The sequence below is a fragment of the Synechococcus sp. PROS-U-1 genome, assembly GCF_014279755.1.
In the GTDB taxonomy this organism is placed as follows: Bacteria; Cyanobacteriota; Cyanobacteriia; order PCC-6307; family Cyanobiaceae; genus Parasynechococcus.
Window position 1 is genome coordinate 1,803,972 of sequence record NZ_CP047951.1, and the last position, 16,301, is coordinate 1,820,272.

Below are 16,301 nucleotides of genomic sequence, written 5' to 3' on the forward strand. Positions count from 1 at the left end.
AACAATTACGGCTGAAAGGTTGGCCAACAGTCGTTCGTCACGACGCGCCGCAGGTTGGGGAGGACCGGTCCGTCTCATCCTGCGTCTTGTGTTGATGGGAGTGGGGCTTGGACTGCTCACGGGCACAGGCCTCCGACTCCTGGCACCGCGCGTTCAGAAGCAGGAGTTTCCACTGCCAAGCTGGCTTGCCGATCAAGCGGTGATCACCACGCTGCTTGGCGAGGCCGTTGAGCCACAACCCGCTGATGAGTCGACGAAGGTCGAGCAGGATGCGTCAGCAGCAGCGAAGGGTCTTCAACAGGCACGATTTGCCCCAACGGTGGAAATCAAGGCCCTGTCCAATCGCTGGACGGAACTGGCCGCACAACAGAGCGATCTACAAGCCAGTGCCTACCTGTTGATCCTGGACGACGGACGCTTTGCAGCCATGCATGCGGAGCGCCCGATGCCTGCTGCCAGTTCGATCAAGACACCGATCCTTCTTGCAGTGCTGGAACTGCTTGATCAAGGAACGCTTCAGTGGAATGAACCCCTCACCTTGACCCAAGAGCTGGTGGGAGGCGGCGCCGGATGGATGGCCTCTCGGCCGCTGGGCAGCCGCTTCCCCACCTATGAGGTCGCCACAGAAATGATCCGCGTGAGCGATAACTCCGCCACCAACCTGATGATTGCCAGGGCAGGGGGAATGGAGCAGATCAATGCCCGCTTTCAGGTGCTGGATCTCCCAGCCACCGTGGTGAACAACTGGCTGCCGGATCTCGATGGAACCAACACCACGAGTGCACGGGATCTCAGCCGTGCCATCGCTTTGGTGGATAGCGGCGAGGTTCTGGGTCCCCGAAGTCGGGATCTGTTTCGCGAGGTCATGGGGACGTCGGTCACCAACACCCTTCTCCCCACGGGCTTGATGCGCGGCTTGGGTGGAGCTCAGGGCGCACCTGACGACAGCCTGGCCCGTAAGGGCTACCGCGTCTACAACAAAACCGGTGACATCGGTCTTGCTTACGCCGATGCCGGCCTGATCGAACTCCCGGACGGCAGACGCGCTGTGGCGGGATTTTTAGTGAAAGGCCCCTTCAACGACCCCAGATCCACGGAACTGATCCGTCAGCTGTCCGCCGCCATGGCACCGCACCTGAAACCCATCCCCGCCCCTCCAAAGCCATGAAGCTCGCCACTCTGTTGTCCGCAACGTGTGTGTGTGTTGCGGCGATGCCCGTCTCCGCTGAGGTATTTGAGCGTCAACAAAGCGTTCGCCCCTTACCGGGAGGCCTCGACAGCGTGTTGATGGTGAACGACAACAACCCCGAACTGATTCAGGACGACGGCATCCTGATCTCGACCTTTCCGGACGGCAAGGAGGCATCGGTTCCCGTTGTGTTGAACGGTCGCTTTGACCTGTTCAGCCACCACGTGTATGCCGGTGATGCGGAGGGAAGCCCCACATCGACCCTGTGGCTGGCGGTGCTGGCGGCACCCCTGGGGGACGCTCCGGTGACCCTGCAACTGCTCTCGGGCAGCACCTCGCTCTCACAGGCGACAGAACCCGGCCAGACCCAGGCCCCCTTCCTGCCCTTGCCGAGCCTGATGCGGGAGACCACCGAGGTTGTGGCAGCAGGCCCAGGCAGCCGTGTGGCCGGCGATCTGTTGGCCGGTCGCCGTGCGCCGGAACTGGCCAACCGACGCTGGACCCTCCCGCCAGGCTTACCCACACGGATCGTGCTTTTGCCCATTCCCGTGGCAGGTCTCGACCCACTACTGAACGGCCGCAACCTTCAACTGCGCTTTCAAAGCTCCGGCCCCGTTGCGATCGCCACCCTGGCTGCCCATGGCAACGATGGACAGGCTCCAGACGATCAACACTGGCTGCAGCTGCTGAAGGCCCAGCGCATGAGCAGCAAGGAGCATCAACCCACCCCACGGGGCAGCAAGGGCAAGATCATCTACTCCCGAGTGAGCGGTGTTCAGATCGGCAGCAGCTGGAGGGGACGCATCACCGACCCGGGGAGCCCTGTTCTGGCCGCACCGAAGGAACCCATCTCATGGCCGATCAGCAGTTTGGAGCGCGGAACCCTCGCCACCAAGCAGGTGCAGACCGCGGAACTCAGGAGCTTTTATCCGGGAACAGCCTGGGCCGCCCATGGCAACTACGGGGTGGAATACGACCTCACCCTCCCGCTGAAGAACACCGGTTCAGCCTCTTTGACACTGCAGCTGTCACTGGATTCTCCACTCAAAGGCAACAGCCAAACCTCTTTCCTTCGCTTCCGCGATGACCTCAACGGACCAGTCATGTTCCGAGGCCCTATCCAGACCACGGGTCTGCAGGATCCTGAGGGTGCTCCCAAGGGACGCCAGACCCAGCACCTGGTGTTGCGCCAGGGGCAGCAGGGTCCGTCCCTGGGACAGCTGATGCTCAAGCCAGGGGAGGAGAAGCTAGTGCGCATTCGCCTGGTTTATCCAGCTGATGCCACACCACCGCAGGTCCTCACCGTGCAGCCTGTGAAACAATCCTGAGCACGCCTAGAGATTTGCTCGTGACTGCACCCCGGAAGCGCAGGGTTTTCCCCTTCACTGCGGTGATCGGTCAGGAGGAGATGAAGCTTGCACTGCTTCTCAACGTGATTGATCCCCGCATCGGCGGCGTGATGATCATGGGAGACCGCGGCACCGGCAAATCGACAACGATTCGTGCCCTGGCGGACCTGTTGCCCGACATCGAGGTGGTGGCTGGTGACCCTTACAACAGTTCGTCCACTGATCCAGACCTGCAGAGCAGTGAGGTGCGCGAGCGGATGTCGCAGGGGGAAGCCCTCAGCACCGAGCCGCGTCAGGTTCCGATGGTGGACCTCCCCCTGGGTGCAACGGAAGACCGTCTTTGCGGCACGATCGACATCGAAAAAGCCCTGAGTGAAGGCGTGCGTGCCTTTGAGCCCGGTCTGCTGGCCAAGGCCAACCGTGGCCTCCTCTATGTGGATGAGGTGAACCTGCTCGACGATCACCTTGTCGACGTTCTGCTCGACTCCGCCGCCTCCGGCTGGAACACCGTGGAACGGGAAGGGGTGTCCGTGCGCCACCCCGCTCGATTCGTGTTGATCGGCTCCGGCAACCCGGAGGAAGGAGAACTACGGCCCCAGCTGCTCGATCGCTTCGGGATGAGCGTTGAGGTGCGCACCGTGCGCGATCCAGAGCTGCGGGTGCAGGTGGTGGACCAACGCACCGCATTTGATAGCGACCCCGATGGCTTCAGCACCGCTGTGGAGGGAAATCAGGATGCCCTACAACAACGCGTGGTAGAGGCCCAGCAGCGCCTGGACCAAGTGACCATCGACGACGATCTTCGCCTGCGCATTTCCGCCGTCTGCGGTGAGCTGGATGTGGATGGCCTGCGGGGTGACATCGTTACCAACCGTGCCGCTCGGGCTCTGGCCGCCTTCGAGGGGCGCACGGAAGTGAGCGAAGACGACGTGGCGCGCGTGGCCTCCTGCTGCCTGCGACACCGCCTGCGCAAAGACCCCCTCGAACAGGTGGATTCCGGCGACCGTGTCGTGAAAGTGTTTTGCAAGGTGTTTGAACGCAGCGAGAGCAGCGATCGCGCTGATTTCGAACTGGCCCTCGCCGCCTGATCACACCACAATCAGCCCATGCGCATCCTCGGCATCGACCCGGGCCTCGCCCGGGTGGGCTACGGGGTGATCGACATCCACGACGGATGCCAACGGATGCTCGACTGCGGCATCATCCAGACCGATTCGGGTCGCTCTGATGGTGACCGCATGGTCGAGATCGCTGGCGACCTGCGCCAGCTCATCCGGATCTGGCGGCCCGAACTGGCCGCCGTGGAGAAGTTTTTCTTCTACCGATCGAGCAACACCATCAACGTGGTTCAAGCGCGCGGCGTGGTGGTCATGACGCTGGCCCGCTTCAAGATCCCGATGGTGGAATTCCCCCCAATGCAGATCAAACTCGCCGTGGCGGGGTTCGGGCATGCCGAGAAAGATGAAGTGCTGGAGGCGGTGATGCGGGAGTTGAATCTCGATGAACCACCAAGGCCAGATGATGCGGCCGATGCCTTGGCGGTTGCTCTAACAGCTTGGCTTCAGCGATGAGCATCAAGCAGACGCTGCGCCATCACTTCAGAACGCAACGCCATCTGGGAGAAGCTGCCACCCGAGCCATCCAAGAGGCGGTAGTGGATCTGGTGAACGGGTCAAGCGGCGGCAACCGCCATGTGGGGATCTACTGGCCCCTGTCTGGTGAGGCGGATTTACGTCCGTTGCGTGATGTTCTCCATCCTCCACTGGCCTTACCGGTCGCCGATGGCGGAGGAAGACTCACGTATCGAAGCTGGACCCAAGAACCTCTTCAGCCCGATGGCTGCGGTATTCCTGCTCCCGCCGAGGGAGAAGCTCTCCGACCCGATCAATTGGCGCTGCTTCTGGTGCCAGCGCTAGCGATAGACCGCCATGGAATCCGCCTGGGCTACGGCGGTGGTTATTACGACCGTCTCAGGGCTGATCCCGCTTGGGCCGCCGTACCGGCCTGGGTGGTGCTGCCCTTCACCTGCATGGTCACCGATCCGCTGCCCCGAGATCCCTGGGATGTTCCCTTCGCAGGTTGGATCACGGAACAGGGAGCTGGTCGGCCGACCTGAGTCGCCGCATAATGGACGTCATTGATCGTGCCTCCATGCTGCGTCTGCTGGCTCCACTGCTTTTGCTCAGCTCGGTTCTGCACAGCACAGCTTTGGCTCCCGCCAAGGCCCACCAAATCGAAAGTGCTCTGCATTACCTCGATGGCGATCTGCAACTGAGCAGCAGCTTTTCCAACGGGGAACCCACCCAAGGTGCCGTGGTGCGCTTGCTCAATGCCGATGGCACCCCTGGTCAGGAACTGGGCCGCACCAATGCCGACGGACGCCTCAGCCTCGACTTCAGCACGGTGGGCAACGGCACCGTCGATCTCCAGGTGGACGGCGGTCCAGGCCATCGTGACTACCTGGAACTGCCGGTTCACGATGGCGCCGTGAATCTGAACGAGGTGGTCATGCTCCCCTTCAGCCTGGTGTTGGTGGGGCTACTGGTTAGCGTGCGTCGTCGAAACGACTGAGCCCGTCATGGCCACCAGCACCGGCAGTGATGCCCTCGACCGGATGGTGGAGCGATTGGGCGGCACCGCCGATCCAAAGCGCCGCTACGAATACGTGCTTTGGCTGGCCAAAAAGCTCGCTCCCATGCCGGCAGAGGAGCAGACCGAAGACATCAAAGTGAAGGGGTGTGTGTCTCAGGTTTTTGTACGGGGCGCCCTGGATGACGGGCTGATGCGCTGGCGGGGAGACTCTGATGCTCTGATCACCAAGGGGCTTCTGGCCTTGTTGATCCAGGGTCTGGATGGGCTGACCCCGAGCCAAGTTCAAGCGGTGGACCCAGCCTTCATTGCCGCAACTGGGTTGCAGGCCAGCCTGACGCCCTCGCGCGCCAATGGCTTCCTCAACATTCTTCTGGCCATGAAGGACCAGGCCCGGCAGTTGGAGAACTGAAACCGGAACACGTCACTACATAGAGTCGCTCGAAATCGTTCCAAACGGGTCTCAGGGAATGGCAGCAAAGGTCGGCGTGGGTCTGCTGGGGCTGGGCACAGTTGGCGGTGGAGTGGCATCGATCCTCCAGAATCCCGACGAGCGCCACCCGCTGGTGGGTGAACTTGAGTTAATCCGGGTTGCCGTCCGCGACTTAAACCGGCCCCGCCCCGTGGCCCTGGACGCGAGCCTGCTGACAACCGATCCATCGGCGGTGATTCAAGACCCGGCGGTGGATGTTGTGGTGGAGGTGATCGGTGGTTTGGAACCGGCCCGCAGCCTGATTCTCCAGGCGATCGCAGCCGGCAAATCCGTGGTGACAGCCAACAAAGCTGTGATCGCACGCCACGGCCAGGAAATCACCGAAGCCGCGGCCGCCGCCGGGGTGTACGTGCTGATCGAAGCCGCCGTGGGTGGCGGAATTCCCATCATTGAGCCCCTGAAGCAGTCCTTGGGAGGCAACCGCATCAACCGTGTCAGCGGCATCATCAACGGCACCACCAACTACATCCTCACCCGCATGGCTGAGGAAGGGGCCGCCTATGACGCCGTGCTCAAGGATGCCCAAGAGCTGGGTTACGCCGAAGCCGATCCGGCAGCGGATGTGGATGGCCTCGATGCGGCCGACAAGATTGCAATCTTGGCCACCCTGGCCTTCGGCGGCAGTGTGGACCGCGCCGCAGTTCCCACCGAAGGCATCAGTGGCCTCCAGGGTGTGGATGTGGATTACGCCAACCAACTTGGCTATGGCGTGAAGCTGCTGGCGGTGGCTGAGCGCATGGCGGTGAGTGGCGATCCCCTGCCGCTCTCCCTGCGCGTGCAGCCGACTCTGGTTCCCATGGACCATCCACTGGCAGGCGTGAACGGAGTGAACAACGCCATCCTGGTGGAGGGCGACCCGATCGGGCGGGTGATGTTCTACGGCCCTGGAGCGGGGGCCGGCCCAACGGCTTCTGCGGTGGTTGCCGACATTCTCAACATCGCCGGCATCCGTCAGGCCAGCGACGGCCCCGGGAAGGTGGATCCACTTTTGGCTGCGGGCAGCTGGCGCCCTTGCGCCCTGGCCGATTCGGGCGACATTCGCCAACGGCACTATGTGCGTTTTAAAACAAAGGATGCGCCTGGCGTGATCGGCAACGTTGGAGGCTGCTTCGGAGAACGCAACGTTTCGATCCAGTCAATCGTGCAGTTCAATGCCAGTGACGCGGGAGCCGAAATTGTGGTGATCACGCATGAAGTGAGCCAACGGCAAATGAATGAGGCCCTCGAAGCGATCCAGGCCCTGCCTGAGGTATCGGGCCTGGCAGCTCACCTCGGCTGCCTCTAGGGAGCTCCCCCGCACTGGCCGAAGAGCCCGGGCGTGCGTCAGAATGTCAAGAACTTTCACAGCACAGATCTGAATTCTCGGATTTGTGCACGAAACGGTTCATGCAGAACCTCATCCGTTTGTTTCCGGGTCAAGGCTGCTCCCTGCAGGAGGGAGTCAACCCGATGACTGTGCACCAAGGGGACTGCGTCAACCTGGACAGTGACGACGACACCTATCAAGTGATCGGTGTGGATGGCGAACACGACCGCTGCTGGGTCCGCCGTTGGCCTCTGCAGAGGAGCGAAGGCTCACCAGTGTTCGAAATCTCTCTCGAGAGAATTCGCCAGGTCGGCTAACTCACTGTTGAATAGGCCGAACTTTTCGACGTCTGAGGCCTTTGAAGCGCACCAATCGCCCCACGAGATGGACGTGCGGTGGCGTGCTTATGGCCCTTGGCCTGGCCTTCACCCAGATGGGGTGTCAGGCTCCCCCCCCCACCAGCCGCATCACTGTGGCGTCCGCAGGGCGGATCAGTTCTCTGGATCCAGCCCAGGCCAGCACCCTGAGCACCACGCAACTGCTCAGCGCCCTGGGGGATCCGCTTTATCGCCTCAAGCGTGACGGATCACTGGAACCCCGGCTGGCGGCAGCGGCTCCAGTCCTGAGTGATGGCGGTCGCACCGTCACGATTCCGCTGCGCACCGATGTGCGCTTCCACGACGGAACCCCTTTCAACGCCGCAGCCATGGTCTTCAGCCTGCGGCGATTCCTCAACATCGGAACCCTCAGTTATGTGGTGGGCGATCGCATCGCATCGGTGGAGGAAGCCGATACGCACACCCTGCGTCTGCGCCTCAGTCGCCCATCCACCTCACTGCAGGGATTGCTGACGTCGATCAACCTCACCCCGGTTTCACCGACGGCCTACAGCAGCTACCAGGACCGTTTTCTGCACGACCGCTTTGTCGGAACAGGCCCTTACAAGCTCACCCGTTTCAGCGAACATCAGCAACGGCTGGAGCCCTTTGCCCAGTATTGGGGTGAAGCAACGCGCAACAAAGGTCTCGATCTGATCACGCTGAGCAACTCCACGGCGCTGTACGGGGCTTTGCGCAGTGGCGAGGTGGATCTTCTGCTCTCCGCTTCCATCGACGAGGACCAGCGCCATGCCCTGCATGAACGGGCGATCGCAGGAGTTCTGCAGGAATCCGTTGGTCCGGCGATGGAGATCGGCTACATCACCCTTCTGAGCAACCAAGAGCCCTTCCAGGACCCCAACCTCAGACGGGCCCTGGCCGTGAGTCTCAACCGCAAGGAGATCAGTGAACGGGTGAGCTACGGGCTCCGTCGTCCCCTGCGGGCACTGGTGCCCCCCAGCCTTCCCGGCGGAGCTTTGGCCTCATGGCCGCAACACAATCCCGACCAAGCCCGCGAGCTGCTCAAGGCTGCTGGCTACTGCAACGGCAGCCCACTGCGCTTTCCGCTCACCTTTCGTTCCAATGTGCCCGCCGACAAACTGCTGGCCCTCACCTGGCAGTCCCAGGTGCAACGGGACCTCTCCGACTGCCTGGTGTTGGATCTTGATGGCGTCGAGTCCACGACGATCTACCGCCAGCTCGGGGAGGGTGCCTTCAAAGCCGTGATGCTGGATTGGCGCGGCAGCTACCCCGATCCGGAGGCTTACCTGACGCCACTGTTGAGTTGCACATCGGAGAAGGGCGACACCTGCGTTGATGGGGAAGCTGCGATCAGCGGCAGCTTCTGGAATGCCCCCGGATTGCAGAACGCCCTCCTGGAATCGGACACGCTGGCGGGTGACAAACGCCGGAACGCCCTGGATCGCGTGGAACATCTTTCTGCCGACGGTGCGGCCTACATCCCCGTCTGGCTGGATTCCCCCCGGGCCTGGGCCCAACTGAACCTCAGGCCTCCACAATTTGACGGCAGTGGTCAGTTGATGCTCGCTGACCTGGAGCGCCGATTGGACGGAACAACAAACAACTGATGGGACGCGCCCGAGACCTTGCCCGCTACAGCGCCACACGCCTCGCCCTGGCGCCTTTGATGTTGTGGCTGATCGCCAGCCTGGTGTTTCTCTTGCTGCGCGTCGCACCGGGGGATCCCGTGGATGCGGTTCTCGGCAGCCGGGCGCCCGCTGCCGCCAAAGCTGCCATGCGAGCTCGGCTGGGGCTGGATCAGTCGTTGCTGGATCAGTACCTCAGCTATCTCAACGGGTTAATCCATGGAGATCTCGGGCAGGCACTGATCAACCAGGAACCGGTCAGGAGCATCATCGGTAAGACCCTTCCCGCCAGCCTGGAGCTGAGCGTCATCGCTCTGGTGGTTGCCGCTCTGGTCGGGCTGAGCATTGGCTTTAGCGGCATCGCCCTACCAGAAGGAAGCCTCGATCTGGGCGGTCGCCTCTATGGACTGGGCACCTACGCATTGCCGCCCTTCTGGGTCGCCATGCTCGTGCAATTGGTGTTTGCCGTCAGCCTGGGGTGGCTGCCGGTGGGTGGACGATTCCCCCCTAGCCTTCTTCCCCCCGAGGGAAGCGGATTTTTTCTACTGGACAGCGCGCTCCAGAGCAACTGGGACGCTTTCCGTGGCACCGTGCGTCACTTGATCTTGCCCGCGGGGACCCTGGCGTTGCTTCTCAGCGGGACCTTCACGACAGCATTGCGTCTCAACCTGCGGCGCACCCTGCGCAGCGACTACGTGGAAGCGTCTCGCAGCAGAGGCCTAAGTGAGCGTCAGGTCATCCTCCGCCACGGGCTCCCCAATGCATTGCTGCCGGTGCTGACCATCGCCGGCATCACCGTGGCCTCGCTGATCGGAGGGGCCCTGCTGATTGAAGTCACCTTTTCCTGGCCTGGAATCGCCCTGCGCCTGCAGGAAGCCATCAATCAAAGGGATTACCCCGTCGTTCAAGGAATCGTGGTGGTGATCGCCGCCTTGGTGGTGCTGGTAAGTGTTGCCGTTGACCTGTTGGTAGCCGCCCTCGATCCACGTGTTCGCTACTGATCCACTAACTCCTGGGCCCGGCGACGATCCAAGCGATGCCACCGGGTCGTGGACGCGGAATCCGTTAGGTGGAAGGAGTCCTGACGCGATGGCTCGGTGCTGAGGGCATTGAGAAAGCGAATCACTTCAAAGGCAATCACCCGTTGCACGCTGAGGGGATTGACCCCCACCAGCTCCTCGCCAAGACGGAAGAGATCGTCCCCTTCCGTGGCCGCCCCCTGGCCATCCACACGAATCGGCGAAAAATGACTGGCCCCCTCAACCACCACCACCCTGCTGGCGGGATGCTGCGCCAATCCAGCCAAAAGAGCCACCTGCTCGTCCAATGCAGGGGTGATCAGATCGAGCGTCCCACCCATCAGAAGCAGGGGAATCGGTAAGGCCTGACTGGAACCGTGCGGCCAGATCAAGCCACCAAAGCTGTTGACCCCCACCACCGCCCGGGGAAGCGGCACCATCGCGTTGCCATCGAGCACGCGCCCTGCAGCCAATTCGCACTGGAGCAATTTCGAGAGGTTAGTGAGAGGCAAGCCAGCCAATGCCCCTTCACAGCGCTGGTCCATCCCGGGCACCACGCCTGCGCCACTGGCCAGAAGAGCTGTTAAGGCTCCAAGGGAATGCCCCATCAGCACAACCTCCTCCCCGGGGATGTTCAAGTCACCTTGACGTTGCGCATCCAGCACCGCAGAAAGATCAGCCAGCCGCTGCTTGAGCACCGCGGCGCCGTCAAACGATTGACGCCCCTCGAGCAACGCCTGAACGGCAGCGGCATCACTGCCGGGATGCTCGAGCAATGCGACGGGCCAGCCCGCCTTCATCAGCGAGCGCGCGAGCCAGTGGAAATGGTTTGGGTCCCCACCCAGACCAGGCATCATCAAAATCCAGGTTCGATCGTCCCGGGGCGACTCCGGAATCCAACGTTCCACACGCAACGGACGCGGACGATGGTCGACGGCCAGGGTTGACGGAAGGGGCGCTCCCAGAGATCGCGAATGCCCACCCAGGGGGAGGGACTGCACCTGGGCCTCTTTCTGAGCAAACGCCCGCATCAATCCCTGATGACGCTGTAATTCCAGCCTCCAGCGATTGGCGGCACCCACCAGGGCATCAAGATCAAGACGCAGATGCTGTGCTGGCAACGCTTCAAGCACATCCAGTGTCGAAACTGTTTCCTGCCCTTCAAGCAACTGTTCAAGCGTGGACAGGACCAGAGAACGGTTGATACGGCCTCCGTCTTCCACCCGAATCAATTCCCCCAGCGCATCCAGAAGTGGGCCAGCCCCCCAGCTGCTGAGCAGCTGACGCCCAAGGCTGCGCCTGGAAAGAACGGGAGCCTTCAGCAGACGGATCAATCCCTCTTTGCTTTCGGGCGCGAGAAGGCTCATCCAGGTGGACAGCTCCGATCGCGAGAGCTGCGATGGATCACCCTGCGGAGACCGGACAAAGGCACCGAGTTCCTCAACCGAAACCGGTAAGACGACGCCATCGATCTTGACCTCCAGACGCTCTGTGGAGCGAACAGGCCACGTTCCACACGTGCTGAGCAGCAGACTGCCCATCAAGCCCATCGCGATGCATCGTCCTGTTAAGCGTCCGCGCAGCAACGCCTGACCCTCTGCGGTGGTGGAACCAGTTTCCATCACCTCTGAGAAATGTCACCCGTCTGAGGTTCCTGGCCTCCATCGGTGCGGGCGGAGTGATGTTCATGACACCGCTGATCTTCCATGCGATCGACTTCTCGGCCCGAGAGGTTGGCAGCGGCTTGGCCGTTTCAGCCCTGATCGGCACGGTGGTGCGTCTTCTGAGTGGCGCACTGCTCGATCGAGGCGTCCGTTGCTCATGGCCCGTCAGGGCCACAACACTGTTGGCGATTGCTGCCGATCTGATCCTGCTGCAAGCGAGCAACTACAGCAGTTACCTCATCGGACAACTCCTTCTGGGCTGTGCGGCTGGTCTGTACTGGCCCGCCATCGAATTGGCTGTTCCCTTGAGTTGCGGCAGCATCCCGTCAGGCCGGGGGTACGCCCTAGTGCGCAGTGCAGATGCTCTCGGGATTGGCATCGGAACGCTGATCGGAACCATGGCCGCAACTCTGGACATCCTGCGAACGGTGTACACCGTTGAGGCGGTGTGCATGGGAACAGTGCTGGTCCTCATCTGCCTTTATCCACTCCAGGACGGCCCCCCTTATCGCGAGCTCAGCGGCAACGGTCGAGACCATGGAGTTCGACTGCCAACCTCCCGTCTGCCTTGGTTGCTGCCCCTGATGCCCGTGCTGGTCATCAGCGTGGTTGCAACAGGAATCCTGGCTCTTCAGCAGAGTGTTCTTCCCCTAGATCTAGTGCGCGGGGGGCTGTTGCGACCGGCTCTGAGCGAAAGCCACAGCAGTGCGCTGATCGCCCTGCAATTGACCCTGCTGGTGAGCCTTCAGTGGCCGGTGGGCCGTTGGCTTGCCGAGCGCAGCGTTGCCTTCGGGCTCGGCCTCAGCCTCGCAGGATTCAGTGTTGGCTGCGGCTTAATCGCACTTTCAACCCTGTTCGAAAACGGAACAGCCCTTGTGCTGGCAGCCCTGCTGCCGATGGCGTTCGCCCAGGCCGCATTCCTTCCCACAGCCACAGAAGCCGTCATCGAAGAGACCCCCCCAGAACATCGGGGCCTAGCGATGGCGCTGTTTTCCCAGTGCTTCGCGGTCAGTGCCATCGTGGCGCCCCTCGCTGGAGGAACCTTGTTGGACCTTCAGAACAACGGCCTGGTGCTCTGGCTGTTGATGGGAGGGGCCTGCATTGTGGTGCTTCCAACCCTGCGCACCCTGAAACCGAGATATCGAGCGACAGCAACCAAGGTCGACGCGCCCCGCCCTGGGGAAAAGCAACAGCGCCTTGATGCTTTGGCAGGCAGTCCAGGCAATCTTCGGCGGTAACGGACACAGCCTCTGATCGTTCAGCCGCAAGGTGAGAATGAACCCACAGCAGAAGTCAAAGGCCACCCATCGGGCATCCGAAGGATTGAGACCAGCCATGACGGAGACAACATCAGACCGGGCAGGTCAGCCCTTGCAGGGCCAACGGCCTCAGCTCATCGTGCACGCAGGAACGCACAAAACAGCCTCGACCTACATCCAGGAACGGCTGCACCGCAATCGTGATCTGCTAGAGCGCCAAGGCGTGAGTCTGCAAGATCCAGAGGACTGCAAGCCCAAGCCAAAAAAACTCGCCGCTGAGCTGTGCAAACGGAGAACGAAACGCTGGAAGGCCTTCTTCAAGCATCAAGTAAAAGGACCACATCGCCTCCTCAGTGCAGAGCAATTCGCAGTACCACTTACTGATCCCGACTGCATCAAGCAACTTGAAGGGATGGCGAATGAAGCTGGTTATGAGCTTCATATTGTGATTTTCATCCGCAGCCAGCTCGACTACATCAACTCGCGATACATCTATTCACTACGGCGGTTCTATCACCACCAAACCTTTGAGCAGTTTGTTGACGATGCCTTGAAAGGAAAGCTCCAGAATGAGAGAAGCATGCGAGGCAAAATCGAACGCCGCCAGGATGTATTTGATTTCTGGACTTATTTCCAGCCGTTACTGAATGCCAGGGACAAGGGCTTGAAGGTGAGTTTTCTACCGTTCCGCCAAGGCGGATTGGATCCTTTTGAGCAATTCATCCTTGCCATCAACCTTTCGACAAAACTACCCTGGAAATCATGCCCCCAACGTCATTTCAACCGCAGCCCGGGAACCCGAGGGGTGTGGCTAGCCCGGGTACTCAGCCAACGCCTCAAGGAGAGCAATATTTCTCCAAAAACAATTGAGAATTCTTCTCAGATCATTCTCAAAGAGGAGAGAAGGCAGTTCTGGCGAGATCCATCCTTCTGGGGATATTCACGGAAACTGACCAAAAAAGTGACCAGAAACTTCGAAAAAAACAATGCGAAATTTGCACAAGTTGCGTGGAACTGCAGCTGGGACAAAGCTTTCTCCACAGCCAACAGAGCTGAGCATCGCAAGCGATCCGTTTACACGCCTGGATCGATAGAAAATGAAATTCGAATGCATGCGCTTGCGCAACATTTACTTCATCGCATCAAGCAAAAGAAATCTTCTGGAACCACATCACTGCTAAATCGATTAATCGCTCTTATTCGCCGAAATACTTGAACAAAAATAGCATTACTTTGTTGTCAATAAAATCACAAGTCGGGCGCAACACTTCTCCATTGAGCAATTCCATCGGCACAATTCTATAAACTTGAAACTTGAAACTTGAAACTTGAAACTTGAAACTTGAAACTTGAAACTTGAAACTTGAAACTTTAGGCCAAGACAACCAGCGAAGGCAATCCTCCTAAAACTTTAGAGCATTCTTTAAATCAGATACCATCTAATCATTAGAGCTAGAATTAAAAACTACATCACAGAATCAATGGCATCCAATCTCCAGAAACTAAACAAGTTATTCTCGAAAACCAAAAGGGTTTTTGGAATCCGAATACTCGGAACGAGCAATGTCGAACAGGAAAGATTTAACCATGCCGCAAACGTCTTGCATCAGTATCTCGACAACAACCAAGACGGCAAGCCAGATACCAAGAAATTAGTTCGCAAGCTCAAGCGGAACAAGGCCGCGATGACATTGTTTGAAAACGAAGCTGAACTCGAGAACTTTCTCGAACATCATGAACACAAGCTTGACAATGCAAAGCTCAACTTCCAAGACCTATACAACGATGAAATTATCCTTGCATCAGACAATTCAAATCGATTTGACGCAACGCTCGAAGAAGTTTTCCATTTAATTTGTGACTACGGCTATTCACAAAGCAACTCAAAGACTTTTGGCTACAACAAAGACTCAATCATTGGCCAACTAATGACGGAGGCCCGAGGTGGGCACTTCAACAAAACCCCAAAAAAATACCCAAAAAAAGCTTACTACTCTTATAAAGACAAGCATTGTGATTACGACTGCCAGATTGCTGAATACCTCTACTGGGGCGTGACATCCATGCTTGGAGCTCAAGACGGCCCTGGACGCTACGACGACATCAAAGACGAATGGAGGCTGAACACGCCCGCAAAAATCAAATCAAATGCACCAGAGCTTTATGACCTCCTTAGCGACCCCAGTACTGGTCTACCAACAGTCCTGCCCGACGGCATTCTTTGATCTCAAGTCCAGCAGAATTTCTCAGATCCGACCAATCAATTCCTCAAGATTCAGATCAGTCAACAACTCTGCTGGCCCTTTTCAAGACCCAATACTTAACGACGATTGGGTGTCTATACGTTGAACAAAAATTCCATCACATCACCCTCGTCCACCACATACTCCTTTCCTTCACTGCGCAGCCAACCCTTGTTGCGTGCTTCTGCCAATGATCCAGCTTCCAAGAGCTTCTCCCATCCGATCGTCTGAGCTCGGATGAAGCCTCGCTCAAAGTCGGTGTGGATCACCCCAGCGGTTTGCGGTGCGGTCATCCCAGCCTTGAACGTCCAGGCCCGGGTTTCCTTTTCACCGGTGGTGAAGTATGTGCGCAGACCCAGCAAGCGATAGGTGGCGCGGATCAGGCTTTGCAGACCTCCTTCAGTCACCCCCAAACCTTCGAGGTAATCGCTGCGCTCGTCATCTCCCAGCTCCACCAGCTCAGCTTCCACCTGCGCTGAAATCCGCACCGTTTCTGCACCTTCCTTGGCCGCCAACTCATTCACCTCGGTGCAGAAGGCATTGCCATCGGCAAGATCCTCCTCGCTCACATTGGTGGCGTAGATGATCGGCTTGGCCGTTAACAACCCCAAGGGCTTGATCAAGGCCGTCTCCTCATCCGCTAGCTCGACACTGCGGGCCGCGCCACCGTTCTCAAGCACAGCCTGAATCCGTCCCAACGCAGCATCCTCCAGCTGCGCCTCTTTGCTGGTGCGCATCTGTTTCTTCAGACGCTCCCGTCGCTTCTCGATCTGGGCCAGGTCAGACAGACCCAGCTCCAGGTTGATCACCTCCGCATCTCGGGACGGTCCCACAGACCCCGAGACGTGAATGACGTCATCGTCCTCGAAACAACGGATCACGTGGACGATTGCGTCCACCTCACGAATGTTGGCCAAAAACTTGTTGCCCAGACCTTCGCCCTGGCTGGCACCTTTCACCAATCCAGCAATATCCACGAACTCCATTCGGGTCGGGATGGTGTTCTGACTCTTGCTGAGTTCGGTTAGCCGATCCAGCCGCTCATCGGGGACTGCCACGCTGCCGACATTGGGCTCGATCGTGCAGAACGGAAAATTGGCAGCCTGCGCCTGGGCGTTGGCCACCAATGCGTTGAACAAGGTGGACTTGCCCACATTGGGCAATCCGACAATTCCGGCTTTAAGCATCGGCGGAATCTACCGGCCA

Annotated in this window: 16 protein-coding genes; 14 read left to right on the plus strand and 2 right to left on the minus strand. The window is 59.5% G+C overall.

Annotation, left to right across the window (positions count from 1 at the left end; genetic code table 11):
• Positions 1-19 precede the first annotated feature (19 nt).
• The 11 genes from SynPROSU1_RS10065 to SynPROSU1_RS10115 all read left to right on the plus strand — a co-directional run bounded on the left by SynPROSU1_RS10065 (position 20) and on the right by SynPROSU1_RS10115 (position 9,911).
• The gene (locus SynPROSU1_RS10065; protein ID WP_186570389.1) at positions 20-1,168 is read left to right on the plus strand and encodes a serine hydrolase; all 1,149 of its coding nucleotides are present in this window, start codon (positions 20-22) and stop codon (positions 1,166-1,168) included.
• Positions 1,165-2,517: a DUF3370 domain-containing protein gene (locus SynPROSU1_RS10070; RefSeq protein ID WP_186570390.1), complete on the plus strand. Its 1,353-nt coding sequence runs from the start codon at positions 1,165-1,167 to the stop codon at positions 2,515-2,517. Before SynPROSU1_RS10065 ends, SynPROSU1_RS10070 begins: the two co-directional genes overlap by 4 nt.
• A gap of 20 nt (positions 2,518-2,537) precedes the next feature.
• Positions 2,538-3,626: a magnesium chelatase ATPase subunit I gene (bchI, locus tag SynPROSU1_RS10075; protein ID WP_186570391.1), complete on the plus strand. Its 1,089-nt coding sequence runs from the start codon at positions 2,538-2,540 to the stop codon at positions 3,624-3,626.
• A gap of 18 nt (positions 3,627-3,644) precedes the next feature.
• The gene (ruvC, locus tag SynPROSU1_RS10080) at positions 3,645-4,109 is read left to right on the plus strand and encodes a crossover junction endodeoxyribonuclease RuvC (protein ID WP_186570392.1); all 465 of its coding nucleotides are present in this window, start codon (positions 3,645-3,647) and stop codon (positions 4,107-4,109) included.
• Positions 4,106-4,654, plus strand: a complete 549-nt coding sequence (locus SynPROSU1_RS10085; protein ID WP_186570393.1) for a 5-formyltetrahydrofolate cyclo-ligase — start codon at positions 4,106-4,108, stop codon at positions 4,652-4,654. The genes ruvC and SynPROSU1_RS10085 overlap by 4 nt, the downstream gene beginning before the upstream one ends.
• Positions 4,655-4,689: 35 nt before the next feature.
• Positions 4,690-5,109 (plus strand): hypothetical protein, encoded by a 420-nt coding sequence (locus SynPROSU1_RS10090; protein ID WP_255444627.1) that lies wholly within the window; start codon positions 4,690-4,692, stop codon positions 5,107-5,109.
• A gap of 7 nt (positions 5,110-5,116) precedes the next feature.
• The gene (locus SynPROSU1_RS10095; protein WP_186570395.1) at positions 5,117-5,539 is read left to right on the plus strand and encodes a SufE family protein; all 423 of its coding nucleotides are present in this window, start codon (positions 5,117-5,119) and stop codon (positions 5,537-5,539) included.
• A 58-nt stretch (positions 5,540-5,597) separates the two neighbouring features.
• Entirely contained in the window at positions 5,598-6,905 is a 1,308-nt protein-coding gene (locus SynPROSU1_RS10100; protein ID WP_186570396.1) for a homoserine dehydrogenase, read from the plus strand.
• Between the two features lie 101 nt (positions 6,906-7,006).
• Positions 7,007-7,243: a hypothetical protein gene (locus tag SynPROSU1_RS10105; RefSeq protein ID WP_186570397.1), complete on the plus strand. Its 237-nt coding sequence runs from the start codon at positions 7,007-7,009 to the stop codon at positions 7,241-7,243.
• Between the two features lie 89 nt (positions 7,244-7,332).
• Positions 7,333-8,892, plus strand: coding sequence for an ABC transporter substrate-binding protein (locus SynPROSU1_RS10110; protein ID WP_186572347.1), 1,560 nt, complete (start codon positions 7,333-7,335; stop codon positions 8,890-8,892).
• Positions 8,892-9,911: an ABC transporter permease gene (locus SynPROSU1_RS10115; RefSeq protein ID WP_186570398.1), complete on the plus strand. Its 1,020-nt coding sequence runs from the start codon at positions 8,892-8,894 to the stop codon at positions 9,909-9,911. The genes SynPROSU1_RS10110 and SynPROSU1_RS10115 overlap by 1 nt, the downstream gene beginning before the upstream one ends.
• Here the strand turns inward: SynPROSU1_RS10115 and SynPROSU1_RS10120 are convergent.
• Positions 9,905-11,479, minus strand: a complete 1,575-nt coding sequence (locus tag SynPROSU1_RS10120; RefSeq protein WP_186572349.1) for an alpha/beta hydrolase — start codon at positions 11,477-11,479, stop codon at positions 9,905-9,907. The two genes, SynPROSU1_RS10115 and SynPROSU1_RS10120, sit on opposite strands and share 7 nt — an antisense overlap.
• 137 nt (positions 11,480-11,616) lie before the next feature.
• Between SynPROSU1_RS10120 and SynPROSU1_RS10125 the strand changes: the two genes are divergently transcribed.
• The 3 genes from SynPROSU1_RS10125 to SynPROSU1_RS10135 all read left to right on the plus strand — a co-directional run bounded on the left by SynPROSU1_RS10125 (position 11,617) and on the right by SynPROSU1_RS10135 (position 15,077).
• Positions 11,617-12,831: an MFS transporter gene (locus tag SynPROSU1_RS10125; protein ID WP_255444629.1), complete on the plus strand. Its 1,215-nt coding sequence runs from the start codon at positions 11,617-11,619 to the stop codon at positions 12,829-12,831.
• 97 nt (positions 12,832-12,928) lie between these two features.
• Positions 12,929-14,068: a hypothetical protein gene (locus SynPROSU1_RS10130; RefSeq protein ID WP_255444630.1), complete on the plus strand. Its 1,140-nt coding sequence runs from the start codon at positions 12,929-12,931 to the stop codon at positions 14,066-14,068.
• Between the two features lie 265 nt (positions 14,069-14,333).
• Positions 14,334-15,077, plus strand: coding sequence for a hypothetical protein (locus SynPROSU1_RS10135; protein ID WP_186570399.1), 744 nt, complete (start codon positions 14,334-14,336; stop codon positions 15,075-15,077).
• Between the two features lie 113 nt (positions 15,078-15,190).
• On the opposite strand, the gene ychF is transcribed toward SynPROSU1_RS10135, so the two are convergent.
• Positions 15,191-16,282 carry a redox-regulated ATPase YchF gene (ychF, locus tag SynPROSU1_RS10140; protein WP_186570400.1) on the minus strand — a complete coding sequence of 364 codons (1,092 nt, stop codon included), beginning with the start codon at positions 16,280-16,282 and terminating at the stop codon, positions 15,191-15,193.
• Positions 16,283-16,301 lie beyond the last annotated feature (19 nt).

Coding starts and splice junctions, on each gene's coding strand:
- SynPROSU1_RS10070 (WP_186570390.1), top strand. CDS start 1,165: ATGAAGCTCGCCACTCTGTTGTCCGCAACGTGTGTGTGTGTTGCGGCG.
- ruvC (WP_186570392.1), top strand. CDS start 3,645: ATGCGCATCCTCGGCATCGACCCGGGCCTCGCCCGGGTGGGCTACGGG.
- SynPROSU1_RS10085 (WP_186570393.1), top strand. CDS start 4,106: ATGAGCATCAAGCAGACGCTGCGCCATCACTTCAGAACGCAACGCCAT.
- SynPROSU1_RS10090 (WP_255444627.1), top strand. CDS start 4,690: ATGCTGCGTCTGCTGGCTCCACTGCTTTTGCTCAGCTCGGTTCTGCAC.
- SynPROSU1_RS10095 (WP_186570395.1), top strand. CDS start 5,117: ATGGCCACCAGCACCGGCAGTGATGCCCTCGACCGGATGGTGGAGCGA.
- SynPROSU1_RS10100 (WP_186570396.1), top strand. CDS start 5,598: ATGGCAGCAAAGGTCGGCGTGGGTCTGCTGGGGCTGGGCACAGTTGGC.
- SynPROSU1_RS10105 (WP_186570397.1), top strand. CDS start 7,007: ATGCAGAACCTCATCCGTTTGTTTCCGGGTCAAGGCTGCTCCCTGCAG.
- SynPROSU1_RS10110 (WP_186572347.1), top strand. CDS start 7,333: ATGGCCCTTGGCCTGGCCTTCACCCAGATGGGGTGTCAGGCTCCCCCC.
- SynPROSU1_RS10115 (WP_186570398.1), top strand. CDS start 8,892: ATGGGACGCGCCCGAGACCTTGCCCGCTACAGCGCCACACGCCTCGCC.
- SynPROSU1_RS10120 (WP_186572349.1), bottom strand. CDS start 11,479: ATGGGCTTGATGGGCAGTCTGCTGCTCAGCACGTGTGGAACGTGGCCT.
- SynPROSU1_RS10125 (WP_255444629.1), top strand. CDS start 11,617: ATGACACCGCTGATCTTCCATGCGATCGACTTCTCGGCCCGAGAGGTT.
- SynPROSU1_RS10130 (WP_255444630.1), top strand. CDS start 12,929: ATGACGGAGACAACATCAGACCGGGCAGGTCAGCCCTTGCAGGGCCAA.
- SynPROSU1_RS10135 (WP_186570399.1), top strand. CDS start 14,334: ATGGCATCCAATCTCCAGAAACTAAACAAGTTATTCTCGAAAACCAAA.
- ychF (WP_186570400.1), bottom strand. CDS start 16,282: ATGCTTAAAGCCGGAATTGTCGGATTGCCCAATGTGGGCAAGTCCACC.